Here is a 13,077-nt window from a genome sequence, read left to right as displayed (position 1 = left end):
GGAAGGGCAGCGGGCAGTCCGCGGCGCAGGGGGCGCGACGTCGTGACACGACACACGTGACGCGGCCGGACTCCGGGACGGCGCCGGGTAGTTGGGGCGGTTGCGGGCAGTTCACCTGATTTGACGGGCCTCGGACAGATTGGGGCGGTCAAGGCAGTGTCTTAAGCGTCCGTCACTCGGTTAGATGAGTGTGGACACCAGAACACCCCGCACGCCCGGCCCCTCGGGTGGGCGCCCTGGGGACACCCAGCGGAAGAGCCCGAGCGGTTTCTACGACGACGACCCCGTGCTGAGCACGGTCAAGGTCCCCTCCGATCCGGCAGAGGTCGTCGTCACCCACGCCAGCTTCCGTGTGCAGCTCACACCGTCGGCCGGCACGGGGCGGCATCCGGTCGTACCGGATGCGGGCGCCTCTCCGGCCGAGGCCGGCGCAGATCTGCCTCCCCGCCGCAGAGGCCCGGTCGACTGGGGGCGTACGGACGGCTCCGACGCGCTCCTCGGCTCCACCCCGGGTGAGACCGGGCTGCGGCCGGGGGCGCACGGCACCAGTGCGGGGACCGCCGAGCCTGCGGCGGCCACGACGCAGGTGCTGCCGCGCATCGTGGAGGGCACCGTCCCGCCGCGCCACGACCGTCACGCCGACGACCACTACGACCGTTACGACCCCTACGACGCCTACGACGGTCGCGGAGGGTACGACGGCGGCCCCGACCGTACCCGCGGCTCCGGCGCCGGGACGGACAGCACGGGCGGCTCCCCGACTGTGGTGGGGCAACGCGGCGCCAGGCCGCCCGAGGCGACGCAGCCGCACCGGCTGCTGGAAGGGGTACGCCCCGCACAGGGAGCGTTCGACGCCCCCGAGACCGGTCCCTACGACGACGAGCACGACGAGCAGGACCGCTTCGAGCCCGCGGGGTTCCGCGACGGCTACGCGGACGGCGCGGAGGACGAGCGCGACGGGCTCGGAACCACCACGCGCCTCGGAACGCGCCGTCAGGCGTACTACCCCGGCCGCCGCATGAACCTCGGGGTGGTGCTGCTCCCGATGAGGATCTTCCTCGGCTTCATCTCGGTCTATGCCGGCATGGGAAAGCTGTGCGACCCGGTCTACTTCGACGGCGGCGAACGCGGCTCGATGGTGACCTGGCTGAACACCCTCGAACCCTGGGCCATCGCGTCCCCGCTGCACGACTTCGCCGTCGCACACCCTGTGGGCTCGGGCCTGACGGTCGCGTTCGTCCAGATCATCGTCGGCGTGCTGACGGTGTGCGGACTGTGGCAACGCGTCGCCGCGTCCGTCGGCGCGCTGCTGTCCGCGGCGCTGCTCATGACCGTCAGCTGGAGCAGCGGACCCGCATACGAGGCCCCGGACATCATCTATCTGGCCGCATGGAGCCCGCTCGTCATCGCAGGCGCCCCCGTGTACTCCGTCGACGGACGGCTCGCCTCCGACGCCTGGCGGAAGCTGGGACCGCGTGCGGACCTGTGGGATCTGCGCCGCCGGGTGCTGCGCCGCGGCACCGTGATCGCCTCCGTGGTGACGGGCGTCGCGCTGCTCACCGGGTCACTGCTGGGCGGCGCGGTCCGCTCCGCCCAGACGGCGCGGGTGCAGGAACCGGGCGAGCCGCCGATCAACCAGGTTCCGGGTTCGCCGCTCCCCAAGGAGCCCGGCGCCCGTACCGACAGCGGCCTGCCCACGCACGGACAGGGCACCCAGGGCCCCGGCAGCCGCCGCTCCGGGGGGCCGTCGGCCTCCGCGTCGCCGGGGGACGGGCACGGGGGCGGCCCGTCGGCGCCGAGTCAGCGCGAGACCGTGCAGGCGCCACAGCAGACGCTGCCCGGCGCCCGGCCCCCGCAGCAGTCGAACCCGGGGGCGCAGGCCACACGGGGCGGTACCACAGGGACCTCGGGCAGCAGCGGCAGCGCCGGCAGCGGAGGCTCGAACTCCGGTGGCGGAGGGGGCGGTTCGAGCTCCGGCGGCGGGACGGGCGGCGGTTCGTCCGGCGGCAGCGGAGGCGGCCTGGGCGGCCTCCTGGGCTGATCAGCGCTGCGGTTCACGGGCCGGGCGGTCGGACCTACTCCTGCTGCGCGCCGTCCGCCAACTCCCGCGCCGCTTCCGTCAGATCCTTGACGGTGTCGATCGCCCGCCAGTACGCGCCCTGCGGCAACGGGAAGCCCGCGAGCAGCCGCTGACGGGCCAGGCCGGGGAACGTCGTGCGTTCGTGGTCCCCGCGGTCGGGCAGCATGCCGGCGAACGCCGCGGAGAAGACGTACACGCCCGCGTTGACGAGGTAGGGGGAGGGCGGAGCCTCGATGAAGTCGAGCACGTGGCCGAACCTGTCGGTCTCCACCGCTCCCCACGGAATGCGGGGACGGGCGAGGGCGAGGGTGGCGACGGCGTCCCGTTCGGCGTGGAAGGCTGCCATCTCGCGCAGTGGGAAGCGCGTCCAGATGTCCCCGTTGGTGGCGTACCACGGTTCGCCGGGACGGGGGAGCGACGCGGCGGCGTACTTCAGTCCGCCTCCGCGGCCAAGGGGCTCGTGCTCGACAACGACCTCTACGCGTACGGGACTTCGGCCCTCGGCGTCCGCCGGTCCGTCCGCCTGCACCTGCGGGGCGGGGAGCGTGGCCGCCGACAGCCAGTCGCGCAGCACTTCGGCCAAGTGCCCGCAGGAGACGACCACGTCGGTGACACCCTCGGCGGCCAGCCAGGCGATCTGATGGCCGATGATCGGCACTCCGGTGCCGGGGATCTCGACCATCGGCTTGGGGCGGTCGTCCGTGTACGGCCGGAGCCGGGAGCCCTGGCCTCCGGCAAGGATCACGGCTTGTGTGGGGCGCTGCGTCATGGAGCGCACCTTATGCGGCCGCGCGCCCCACGCGGTCGGACCCGGCCGGGGACGGGATCGCCGCGTGGCGAACGGCGCTGTGCGGGGCGGCGGTTGCAGGTCACGTCGTTTGCGCCGGTACGGGGGTCACACCGGTTGCGATGGTCGCCCGGGTCCCGAGAGGCGTGCCGGTTCGGCTGAGGCGTGCCGGTGCGCGATTCAGGGCGTCCGGAGCGTGCCGGCGGCGAACGAGGTGTCGCAGACGGGGCGTGAGTAGCGGTGCGCGCGCTGCACGCTGCCGTACTTCTGTACGGCGGCACGTCCCAGCGCCCGTGCGAGAGACGTGCAGTGCCTCGCGAGGGACGGCCTGCGTGCCATCTCGCGCTGGAGGCTGGTCAGTGCGACACCCGGGTCCTTCTCCTGCAACTCCGCGACGAGGCGCTCGCGGAGAGCGTCCTCCGGCGAACGGGGCGCGGCCTTCGTGGACGCCTTGTGCGAGGACGCGGTGAGCACCTGACTCCCGGAGGAAGAGGTCGCCCAGGGCACGCTGGCCACCGCGAGCGTCCCGGAGAGGACCAGGACAACCGGGAGAACGAGAGCGAGTGATCGGCCGATACGGCGAGCTGCGTGGTTCACGGACGCGATCGTAGCGAAGAGTGGTGATTTGGCGACATTCGGTAACTCCGTCGGGCGACGGCACACCAGGGTGTTCGAAGGTGCGGCGTCCGGCACCGAACAGGGGAGACCGAACAGGGGCCGTACGTCCGGGAGTTGATCCGGACGTACGGCCCCTGGAAGCCGGAGCTCACGCACTGGCCGTGAACGCTGTTCTCACGGGTGAGCACGGACGCGAACTCGTCGCCGTATCCGTCGCTGAGCGGTCAGTTCGGGTTCGGGCTCGGGCTCGCGCTCGGGTTGGGGTTCGGCGTTCAGTCGCTGAGGCGCTCGCCGGTGGAGGTGGAGAAGACGTGCGTCTCGCCACCGCGCGGCACCACGTGCACGACCGAGCCCTTCTCCGGCACCTTGCGGCCGGAGACGCGGACCACCAGGTCGCGCTCCTCGCCGCCGACCTTCGCCGTGCCGTAGACGTAACCGTCGGCTCCGAGCTCCTCGACGACGTTGACCGTGACGGCCACACCGGCCGGCTCGTCCTTCGTCAGGGCCTTGTCGGAGCCCTCGCCGTTGACGAGGTCGAAGTGCTCCGGGCGGACACCGACCGTGACGGTCTGGTCGCCCTTGTCGACGGCCGCGGACAGCGCCTCGCGCTCGACGGGCACGACGCTGTTGCCGAACTTCACGCCACCGTCGGCGATCGGCACCTCGACGAGGTTCATCGCGGGGGAGCCGATGAAGCCGGCGACGAAGAGGTTCTCCGGGCGGTCGTACATGTTCCGCGGGGTGTCGACCTGCTGGAGCAGACCGTCCTTGAGCACGGCCACCCGGTCACCCATGGTCATGGCCTCGACCTGGTCGTGCGTGACGTACACGGTGGTGATGCCGAGGCGGCGCTGCAGGCCCGCGATCTGCGTACGCGTCTGGACGCGGAGCTTCGCGTCGAGGTTCGACAGCGGCTCGTCCATGAGGAAGACCTGCGGCTCACGCACGATCGCGCGGCCCATCGCCACACGCTGACGCTGACCACCGGAGAGAGCCTTGGGCTTGCGGTGGAGGTAGTCGGTGAGGTCGAGGATCTTCGCCGCGTCCTCGACCTTCTTGCGGATCTCGGACTTGTTGACGCCGGCAATCTTGAGCGCGAAGCCCATGTTGTCGGCGACCGTCATGTGCGGGTAGAGCGCGTAGTTCTGGAACACCATGGCGATGTCCCGGTCCTTGGGCGGCAGGTGCGTGACGTCGCGGTCGCCGATGCGTATCGCGCCCTCGTTGACGTCCTCGAGACCCGCGAGCATCCGCAGGGAGGTGGACTTGCCGCAGCCGGAGGGGCCGACGAGTACGAGGAACTCGCCGTCCGCGATGTCGATGTTGAGCTTGTCGACCGCGGGCTTGTCGCCACCGGGGTAGATACGCGTTGCCGCGTCGTACGTGACCGTAGCCATGAGTGCTCCTTCACCGGCAGGTACGTGCCGGACGATCCGTCGTAAAGGGAGTACGTTTCACCGCTGTGAACGTGCGGTGACGCTAACCTGCGGGCGTGTGTCTTGTCAGCACTCGGACACAACGAAACCGCATCGCGAGCCCCCACCACGGAGTGGGTAGACTGCACGCGCACGCCCGCCGCCTTAGCTCAGCTGGTTAGAGCATCTGTCTTGTAAACAGAAGGTCGTCGGTTCGAATCCGACAGGCGGCTCCCAGGTCAGAGGCCCCTCGGATCGATCCGAGGGGCCTCTGGCATCAGCGGCTGACATCAATGCAGTGCTCAGACGGCCACTGGGACGCCCGCGCCCGTGACGCTTGCGGAAGCGGCCTGCTGATCCACGCCCGTAGCGGCTGACCATGCGGTCACTGTGGCGGCTTGCGCTCGTTCAGAGTCCGCTGCTGGTTGATCATCATGGCTTGCATGGTCGCGAGTTCGGCCTGCTGTAGCTGTTCCTGCTTCCGGTGGCTGCGTCGGATGAGCCGGTACGGGAACAAGAACACGTTGAAGAGCAGCAGGGTGATCGCATACCACACCGTTACGAGGGCCCAGCCGAGCAGGATGACGATCGCCCCGAGAGCCCATGCAAGCCAGGCCGCGAACGGGCCAGCCGCGCCCACGCGTTTGATCCGGGCCGAGATCCTTCGGGTGATGCCGACGTAGCTCAACGGGGCGGAGTACGACATCTTCGAGAGCGCCGGAGATTCGGGGATGAGGGCCCCTTGCTCTGGCTGCCGCGCGTGAGCCGCCTGCTCCGGCTCCGAGGACAGGGGAGCCTGCGGCGAACTCTCTGCCCTGGTGGGTTGGCCGGCAGTGGTTGGTGCTGGGAAGCGCTTTGTGTCAGACACGGCGCACACCTTCTTATGCCTGTTATATACCAGTATGCTCCGCTTTCGTCTGGTCGAGGACGAGTAGAGGTGTATCTGCAGGCGGGAGGTCCCGTTCCATGATCGGAACGGGGCACGGATGTCTGTGACTCACACCGCTATGGCGTGGGAGGCCCGGTGGTGCGGTAGGTCGGCCACTCCACGATCAGAGCAGGCTGATAGCCAACTCCGCCTGCTGTGCAGGCAATTGTCCTTAATATGGTCTTGTCAAGAGCCACCGTGAGCGTCAATATCTACGCTATGTAGCGGCGCGACTACGTGGGGGGCCACGATGGCGACGAAGAACAACGATCAGCGTCTGTTGGACCGGATTCTGGAAGACCAGCGTACGAAGATCGCGCCGAATCAGAGGGTGGACGAATTTTTCAACTACTTCGCGGCGAATACGGCATTGCAAGATCTCGACCTCGACATCGATGAGCTTCGCGACGGGATTGTCGACGGCGCTCACGATTGTGGCGTAGATGGAATCTGGGTTCTGGTAGATGACCGATATGTGTCAGCGGATATAGGTCGTCACACGACAGTTCGCGCTGGCAAGATCGAGCTTGTGGTCCTTCAAGCGAAGACCTCGCCTGGTTACCAGGAGACAGCATTCGAGAAGCTGCACTACAATCTCCCGTTGTTGCTCAGCATGGATAGAGACGAAGGAGAGCTTGCCGCTTCAACAAATGCGAAATTGTTGGATCGGACTGGTCGCTTTCTCAATGTTCTTGAGGCGTTGGCCTCTTCCTTTCCGAAGGTCTTCATCCGCGTCATCTATGCGACTCGTGCGGCAGAGCCCCCGCATCCAAATGTGCGCGCCAAGGGGAACAGGCTCTCTCGGGAGCTCGCGAAGATAGCTTCGCAAACAGACTGTGATGTCCAATATCTCGGTGCGGCAGAACTCCGAGAGCTGTCCGGGCGTGGGGCAGTGGTTGTTTCCGAGTTGGTTTTCATGGAAACCCCCATCAGTACATCCTTGGGGGAGGGGTATGTCTGTCTAGCGCGCCTTGATGAATACTATAAATTCATCACCTCGCCTAATGATGCCCTTCGGCTGGAGTTGTTCGAGTCGAATGTGCGAGATCACGCCGGTCGGACAGCCGTCAATGCGGCAATCGAAGATACGCTCAGGTCCTCATACAAGGAAGACTTCTGGTGGTTCAACAACGGGGTAACCATCGTTGCGGAAGAGGTGAGGATCGCTGGCAAGAAGATCGTTATGCGGGATCCCCAGATCGTAAATGGGCTGCAAACGAGCCATGAGATTTACAACTACTTCCAGAATGTCGGAATTCATCAGCAGGATCATCGCTCGATTCTTGTAAGAATTATGGTTCCGCCTCAAACCGGTCGATCGCGCGACGGCGTTATCAGGGCTACGAACAGTCAGACGGAACTTCCGCCCGGTGCTCTGCGGGCTACAGAAAAGATTCAAAAGGATGTGGAGGAGGCGCTTAAGCGAGATGGATATTGCTATGAGCGGCGCGCGAATTATTACAGGAACCTAGGCTATACGCTGGACCAGGTGGTGAGTGTGTCGCGACTAGCGCGGGAGTTCACTGCTTTCGTCACTGGTGAGCCGCATACTGCTCTGAGGTTCTCAGATTCACAACTCCTGGAGGATGATCATTACTACAAGATCTTCTCCACGGATTATGACTTGGACCTCTATTCGCTGGTCGTGGATGTTCACGTCAGGATTGGCGAGTTTCTGGCGTCATATACTGAGGTGCAAGAGCTGCTTGGGGATACAACAGAGAATTGGCGCTATCACCTGGCTTATATGGCGTCATTTACCCTCACACGTCTACGCCGGCCCTCACATCGAGACCTGCTGAACATCAAGATCGGGCACCTCTCTGATGGTCTGCTAGAAGATATGGCCCGACTTCTGGACCGGGAGTATCGGGGATCATTGAGGGGAAATAGCAGTCAAGGGATCGACCGAGTAGCTCGGAGTGCGGACTTCACGAAAAGGATTCGGCAATCGACTATCGCTATGAAGCGATTCAGTATTGATAGGTAAGCCTGGCGGCGTGACGGTTTGGCTCGTCCCGGGCCGGTCCCTGGCGTGGCAGGTGTATACGGCTGGCACTTCGACGAGCCGCCACACCCGAGCCTGCGTTCAAGCCGGCTCCCTACGTGGGTATCGCGCCGGGCACATGGCGACCAGGACGAGCACGCAGAACCTGCGGAAGCGCGTGCGGTATCACTTCCGGGGCAACGCGTACGGCTCCACGCTGCGGCTCACCCTGGGGTGCCTGCTGCCTGGAGCTCCGCCGCGTCGGCAGCGGCAAGCGCATGACGTTCACCAAGGCCGGCGAGGCAGCTTTGAGCGAGTGGATGGCCGAGCACGCGCGGGTGTGCTGGTGGGAGCATCCGGAGCCGTGGACCGTCGAGGCAGACCTGATCGGCCGCCTGGACCTTCCCCTGAATCTCGATCAGAACCGGCACAACGCCTTCCACCCCCTTCTCACCGAGATGCGTGCTCAGGCACGGCGTGGGGCCCGGGAGTTCCCCATCACCACGTGACCGGATCCGCCTCGTGAGATGGCCGGCCGGAGGGCTGTACAGCAGCGAAGTACGGCTGAGGGCGGAATGGGATCCGGACCGACGCCCCTGCATCGACGAGCCGGCGGCCGGAGCGAGGCGGTTGAGTAGGGCCCCTGAGTACGGGTGCGGATGTGCGGGCGCCCGCACCGCAGTTGCATAGGTGGCATGAGAGAGGCTGAGACCGATCCCCATGCCCGTGCACCGCGGGCGTGGATCGCCCCGCTGGTCGCTACGGTGCTGACCCTTCCGGCGGGCTTTTTCGCGCTCGTGTTCGTGATGCTCTCCCCGATGGCCTGCGACTCGTGCAGCGAAGCCGATCAGAGTCGCTTCGACGCCACCTTCGGGCCCTCGTTCGTCATCTTCCTCTGCGGCCTGGCGGTCTCCGCCGTACTTCTGCTTCTCAGCTGGGTGTTGCCGTGGCGGCAGCGGTACGCCGAGCGCCGTGTCGTGCTGGCCGTCGCCGCGTTCTTCTGCCTCCCCTTCTTCTCCGCACTCTTCTGGGGCCTTGTGGACTGGCCCTCCTAGCGACGCCGACGGTTCGTCACAGGACGTCCGACGCGGCCAGGGGATGCCGCTCCCGGTCACTTCAGGCGGCGGATGCTGTGGTCTTCGACGTAGGCCGAAAGACCGCTGATTCCGAACTCGCGCCCGATCCCGCTCTGTTTGATGCCGCCGAAGGGCATGCGCAGGTCGAGGGATTCCGACGAGTGGGTGTTGACGAACGTGCAGCCGGCCTCGATGCGGCGGGCGAGGGCGAGCCCGCGGTCGGGGTCGCTGGTCCACACCGACGAACCCAGGCCGTACTCACTGTCGTTGGCCCACTCCAGCGCCTGCCGTTCGTCGTCGTAGGCGATGAGCGGCACGACGGGGCCGAACTGCTCCTCACGGGAGACCGGGGCGGTGTGCTCGGCGTCGCGCACGACGTGCGGCAGGACGTAGTAGCCGTTGTCCCAGCCGCCCGGGTCGAGCTTGCGGCCGAGCTGGACCAGGTGCGCCGCGGAGTCGCGGGTCTGCTCCAGCAGTCCGAGGACCTTCTTGTACTGCGCCTCGTTGTTGAGCGGCCCGAAGTCGGCGCCGGGGTCGAGTCCGTGGCCGACCGCGTACTCGTCGACCCGCTCGCAGAAGGCGTCGGCGAAGCGGCGGTATGTCCGGCGCGGCACGTAGATGCGCTTGACCGCGAAGCAGATCTGGCCGCCCCGCGTGTAGACGCCTTTGAGCATCCGGTCGAGTGCGGCATCGATATCGACGTCGTCGAGCACGATCGCCGGGTCGTTGCCGCCGAGTTCGAGGGTGACGTTCTTGACGGCCCCGCCGGTCGCGCCGAGGACCTTCCGCCCGGTCTCCGTGCCGCCGGTGAAGCCGACCTTGCGGACCAGGGGGTGGGAGCACAGGGCGGCCCCGACGTCGGCTCCACCCTGCACCACGCCGAGGACTCCCGGCGGCAGGTGCGCGGCCATGCGGCTCAGCGCGAGGGCGAGCGCCGCCGGGGCGGACGGTGAGGGCTTGAGCACCAGGGTGTTGCCCGTCGCCAGCGCCGGCGCCAGCTTCATCATGGCCAGCACGACGGGCAGGTTCCACGGCACGATCGCCGCCGCCACACCGCGCGGGACCTTCTCGACGCTGATGAAGCCCTCCTCGTCGTCGAACTGGAGGGGCCTGAGGAACTCCTCGGTCAGCGAGGCGGTGTGCTGCACGAAGCCGGCTCCGAGCGTGAAGTCGCTCTGCGCCTCCGACGCGAGGCCGCCGTGCTCGCGGACGAGTTGCGGGGCGAGTTCGTCGGCCGATGCCGCGAGGGCGTCGGCCGCGGTCAGCAACCGCCGCACACGCTCGGCCGCCGGGACGTGCCGCCAGGTCAGGAACGCCTCGTGGGCGCGGCGTACGGCGTGGTCCACGTCGTCGTAGGTGCCGACGGCGACCTCGGCGACGACCTCGTCGAGCTGTCCGGGGTCGTGCACGGGCCGCGTGGTTCCGGGCACGGTCAGCTCGCCGCCGATGAGATGGCCGACGCGCGGGACGGTGGTGGTGGCCATGGTGAACTCCTCGTGTTCGGTGAGCAGTTGGAACTCGCTGGTGTCCCGGCGTCCCCGGAACCCTGTGTAGTGCGGAGGCCGTTCGGCTGGGGGAGCAGCGGCCCGGACAGGTGCCGTACCCCCTCGCCGAGCAGTCGGCGGGCGGCCGGCCGCCCCCGCTGCGCCCCCGGAGGCACCCGGGGCGGCGCGTGTCAGAAGGCTGTGAGGTAGCGGTCGATCTCCCAGTCGCCGACCCCGGTGTGCCAGTCGAAGAACTCCTCGCGCTTGAGTCCGGCGAAATACTCGCTCACCCCGGCGCCCGCGACGTCCAGCGCACCGGTGACGACCGGGTCCGCGCACATCGCGTCCACTGCGTGGAGCAGCGTCGGCGGCAGCTCGGGGCAGTCGGTTCGGGGCGGCGCCCCGGGGACGCCCGGCGTGCCGGGGTCGCGTTCGCGGTCGAGGCCGTCGAGACCCGCGGCGAGCGCCGCCGCCAGTGCCAGGTACGGGTTGGCCGCCCCGTCCGCGCCGCGCAGCTCGATCCGGTCGCTGTCGGGCACGCGTACGTAGTGGGTGCGGTCGTTCCCGCCGTAGGTCGCCCGACGCGGTGACCAGGTGGCCCCGGACCGTGTGGACGTCGCGTGCGTGCGTTTGTAGGAGTTGACGGTGGGTGCCAGCACGGCTTGCAGCCCGGGGGCGTGGGTGAGCACTCCGGCCACGAAGCGGTAGGCCACGTCGGACAGCCCCAGGCCGCGGACATCGGAGCCGTCGCCGCCCGCGGGGAAGAGCGGACGGTCGTCGTCCCACAGCGACAGGTGCAGGTGCATCCCGGAGCCGGTGCGGTCGGCGAAGGGCTTGGGCATGAAGGTCGCGGTCATGCCACGGGCCTCGGCAAGCGTCGAGATCAGGTACCGGGCCGTGATGACCCGGTCGGCTGTGGTCAGGGCGTCGGCGAAGGCGAAGTTCTGCTCGAACTGCCCGTTGGCGTCCTCGTGGTCGTTGGCGTAGTTGCCCCAGCCCAGGGTGTTCATCGCCGCCGAGACCTCGGTGAGGTGGTCGTACATCCGGGTCAGGCCGCGGGCGTCGTAGCAGGGGCGTGCGGCGTCGTCGCGGACGTCGGCGACACGCAGCCGCTCGCCGTCCTCCCGGGTGACCAGGAAGTATTCGACCTCCGCGCCGGCCCGCAGTTCCAGCGAGCGTGCGGCGGCCTCCGCCAGCAGGGTGCGCAGCACGATCCGCGGGGCGTAGGGCCAGGGCCGCCCCTCCACATGCGGGTCGCAGTGCACAAGAGCCAATCCCTGGCGTACGAACGGCATCGGTGTGTAGGAGGCCGCGTCGGGCAGGACGACCACGTCCGGATCGTGCGGCTGCTGCCCGAGCGCGCCCACCGCGTAGCCGGCGAACCCGACGCCGTTGCGCTCGAATTCCTCGCACGAGGAGATCGGGACCAGCTTGGCGCACGGTTTGCCGGTGAGATCGACGAACAGGGCCAGCAGGAATTCGATGCCGTCGGCGCGGGCCTGCTCGGTCAGGGTGGACGTCGGTGCGGAGTGCTGTGCCGGCCGGACGTCGAGCATCATGCGGTACCTCCTGGACCTCCCTGCCGTGTCGCCACCGCAGGGATCGAGTGAAGGGCGTCGCGCTGAGAGCGGGTGACGCCCGGACTCGGTCGGGTGTCTGATCGTTGAGCGACATGCGGTTCTGGTGGTGCCCGTGGGACGACGCGCCTCCGCGGGGCACCGGCGTTCTCCGGGAACGGGCAGGCGGGCGGTCTTACGAGAGCAGCGGGCGCAGCACGCTGTGCGCCCAGGCACCGAGGCCGGTCGGGGTCGTGGTCACGGCGGACCGCTCGTTCTCGGGGGCGAAGTCCTTCCGGAGGCCGGCGGGCATGCCGACCATCGCCTCGGTCTGCTCGGTGGTGAACTCCTGGTCCGCGAGCGCCTGCCGGAGTTCGGCGTCACTGATCGCAACGGCCTCGACCTGCTTCCCGGTCGCCTCCGAGATGATCCGTGCTGCCTCCGCGAACGTGAGGTCGTACGGCCCATGGACCGCCTGTACCTGCCGGCCTGACCAACCGTCATGGAGGAGCCGGGCCGCCGCGACGTCTCCGATGTCGCGCGGGTCGACCCACGGAATCGGGCTGTCCAGCGGGAAGGTGGTGGGCAGCAGACCCTGTCTGAGCTGGTCGAGGCTGAGCAGCAGGTTCGAGAAGAAGTAGCCGCACCGCAGGTGGAGGACCGAGGCCCTGAGCCGGTCGAGCTGCTCCTCGGTCCGGGCGAGCCCGTCGATCTCACCGACGCCGTGGCGTTTCTCGGCGCCCACACTGCTCTGGAAGACCGTCCGGCGGATGCCGTTGTGCTCGACGGCCTGTGCGACGTTGGCGCCCATGGCGGCATGGGAGGCGACGGGGTCCGGGTCGGAGGTGGGCGGATCGACCCAGAACAGTGCGTCGACGCCCTGAGTGGCCTCGGTGACTGCGTCGGTGTCGCGCTGATCGCACTGCACGGCGCGTGACTTCTCCAGGATTTCGGGGCCGAGCCTGGAGGGATCCCGGAGCAGCAGCGTCGGCCGGACGCCTGCCTGGATCAGCAGCCGGGTGACTCGTGAACCCACATTGCCGGTCGGTGTGGTGACGGCGATCTGCATGCTCGCTCGCTCCCTTCACGGGGGATCGGTATCGGGGGTGCTCTTGCCGCACCGGTGGCGTGTCAGTGATCGGCACC

General features: G+C 68.0%; 10 protein-coding genes, 1 tRNA gene and 1 pseudogene. 5 read left to right on the top strand and 7 right to left on the bottom strand.

Translation table 11 applies throughout. The features are described 5' to 3' along the window. Positions 1-184 precede the first annotated feature (184 nt). Positions 185-2,041 (top strand): DoxX family protein, encoded by a 1,857-nt coding sequence (locus tag ACFPA8_RS10740; RefSeq protein ID WP_386445917.1) that lies wholly within the window; start codon positions 185-187, stop codon positions 2,039-2,041. Positions 2,042-2,075: 34 nt separating this feature from the next. Here ACFPA8_RS10740 and ACFPA8_RS10735 read toward each other — a convergent pair whose 3' ends face one another. The 3 genes from ACFPA8_RS10735 to ACFPA8_RS10725 form a co-directional block, all read right to left on the bottom strand. Further along, the gene (locus tag ACFPA8_RS10735; RefSeq protein ID WP_386445914.1) at positions 2,076-2,849 is read right to left on the bottom strand and encodes a nucleotidyltransferase family protein; all 774 of its coding nucleotides are present in this window, start codon (positions 2,847-2,849) and stop codon (positions 2,076-2,078) included. Between the two features lie 198 nt (positions 2,850-3,047). Beyond that, entirely contained in the window at positions 3,048-3,464 is a 417-nt protein-coding gene (locus ACFPA8_RS10730; protein WP_386445911.1) for a hypothetical protein, read from the bottom strand. Positions 3,465-3,757: 293 nt separating this feature from the next. Then, positions 3,758-4,882, bottom strand: coding sequence for an ABC transporter ATP-binding protein (locus ACFPA8_RS10725; RefSeq protein WP_386445909.1), 1,125 nt, complete (start codon positions 4,880-4,882; stop codon positions 3,758-3,760). 177 nt (positions 4,883-5,059) lie between these two features. On the opposite strand from ACFPA8_RS10725, the gene ACFPA8_RS10720 reads away from it, so the two are divergent. Then, positions 5,060-5,133: transfer RNA gene (locus ACFPA8_RS10720), tRNA-Thr, on the top strand. Positions 5,134-5,285: 152 nt separating this feature from the next. Here ACFPA8_RS10720 and ACFPA8_RS10715 read toward each other — a convergent pair. After that, positions 5,286-5,768: a hypothetical protein gene (locus ACFPA8_RS10715; protein ID WP_386445906.1), complete on the bottom strand. Its 483-nt coding sequence runs from the start codon at positions 5,766-5,768 to the stop codon at positions 5,286-5,288. Between the two features lie 310 nt (positions 5,769-6,078). On the opposite strand from ACFPA8_RS10715, the gene ACFPA8_RS10710 reads away from it, so the two are divergent. The 3 genes and pseudogenes from ACFPA8_RS10710 to ACFPA8_RS10700 all read left to right on the top strand — a co-directional run bounded on the left by ACFPA8_RS10710 (position 6,079) and on the right by ACFPA8_RS10700 (position 8,870). Further along, the gene (locus ACFPA8_RS10710; RefSeq protein ID WP_386445903.1) at positions 6,079-7,818 is read left to right on the top strand and encodes an AIPR family protein; all 1,740 of its coding nucleotides are present in this window, start codon (positions 6,079-6,081) and stop codon (positions 7,816-7,818) included. 136 nt (positions 7,819-7,954) lie between these two features. Then, a pseudogene (locus ACFPA8_RS10705) lies at positions 7,955-8,324 on the top strand (GIY-YIG nuclease family protein). A 186-nt stretch (positions 8,325-8,510) separates the two neighbouring features. Beyond that, entirely contained in the window at positions 8,511-8,870 is a 360-nt protein-coding gene (locus tag ACFPA8_RS10700; RefSeq protein ID WP_386445900.1) for a hypothetical protein, read from the top strand. Between the two features lie 56 nt (positions 8,871-8,926). Here ACFPA8_RS10700 and ACFPA8_RS10695 read toward each other — a convergent pair whose 3' ends face one another. From ACFPA8_RS10695 to ACFPA8_RS10685, 3 genes are all read right to left on the bottom strand, one after another. Continuing rightward, positions 8,927-10,375 carry an aldehyde dehydrogenase family protein gene (locus ACFPA8_RS10695; protein ID WP_386445898.1) on the bottom strand — a complete coding sequence of 483 codons (1,449 nt, stop codon included), beginning with the start codon at positions 10,373-10,375 and terminating at the stop codon, positions 8,927-8,929. A 191-nt stretch (positions 10,376-10,566) separates the two neighbouring features. After that, entirely contained in the window at positions 10,567-11,934 is a 1,368-nt protein-coding gene (gene glnT / locus ACFPA8_RS10690) for a type III glutamate--ammonia ligase (protein ID WP_386445895.1), read from the bottom strand. A 193-nt stretch (positions 11,935-12,127) separates the two neighbouring features. After that, entirely contained in the window at positions 12,128-13,000 is an 873-nt protein-coding gene (locus ACFPA8_RS10685) for an NmrA family NAD(P)-binding protein (protein ID WP_386445892.1), read from the bottom strand. Positions 13,001-13,077 lie beyond the last annotated feature (77 nt).

Origin of the sequence: Streptomyces ovatisporus (genome assembly GCF_042653885.1) — a bacterium.
In the GTDB taxonomy this organism is placed as follows: Bacteria; Actinomycetota; Actinomycetes; order Streptomycetales; family Streptomycetaceae; genus Streptomyces; species Streptomyces ovatisporus.
The sequence above is the reverse complement of the archived record's forward strand: the minus strand, read 5'-3'. Positions and strand labels throughout refer to the sequence as shown.

Excerpts from the sequence above, each read along its gene's own strand:
- ACFPA8_RS10740 (WP_386445917.1), top strand. The coding sequence starts at position 185 with ATGAGTGTGGACACCAGAACACCCCGCACGCCCGGCCCCTCGGGTGGG.
- ACFPA8_RS10685 (WP_386445892.1), bottom strand. The coding sequence starts at position 13,000 with ATGCAGATCGCCGTCACCACACCGACCGGCAATGTGGGTTCACGAGTC.
- ACFPA8_RS10695 (WP_386445898.1), bottom strand. The coding sequence starts at position 10,375 with ATGGCCACCACCACCGTCCCGCGCGTCGGCCATCTCATCGGCGGCGAG.
- glnT (WP_386445895.1), bottom strand. The coding sequence starts at position 11,934 with ATGATGCTCGACGTCCGGCCGGCACAGCACTCCGCACCGACGTCCACC.
- ACFPA8_RS10725 (WP_386445909.1), bottom strand. The coding sequence starts at position 4,882 with ATGGCTACGGTCACGTACGACGCGGCAACGCGTATCTACCCCGGTGGC.
- ACFPA8_RS10700 (WP_386445900.1), top strand. The coding sequence starts at position 8,511 with ATGAGAGAGGCTGAGACCGATCCCCATGCCCGTGCACCGCGGGCGTGG.
- ACFPA8_RS10735 (WP_386445914.1), bottom strand. The coding sequence starts at position 2,849 with ATGACGCAGCGCCCCACACAAGCCGTGATCCTTGCCGGAGGCCAGGGC.
- ACFPA8_RS10710 (WP_386445903.1), top strand. The coding sequence starts at position 6,079 with ATGGCGACGAAGAACAACGATCAGCGTCTGTTGGACCGGATTCTGGAA.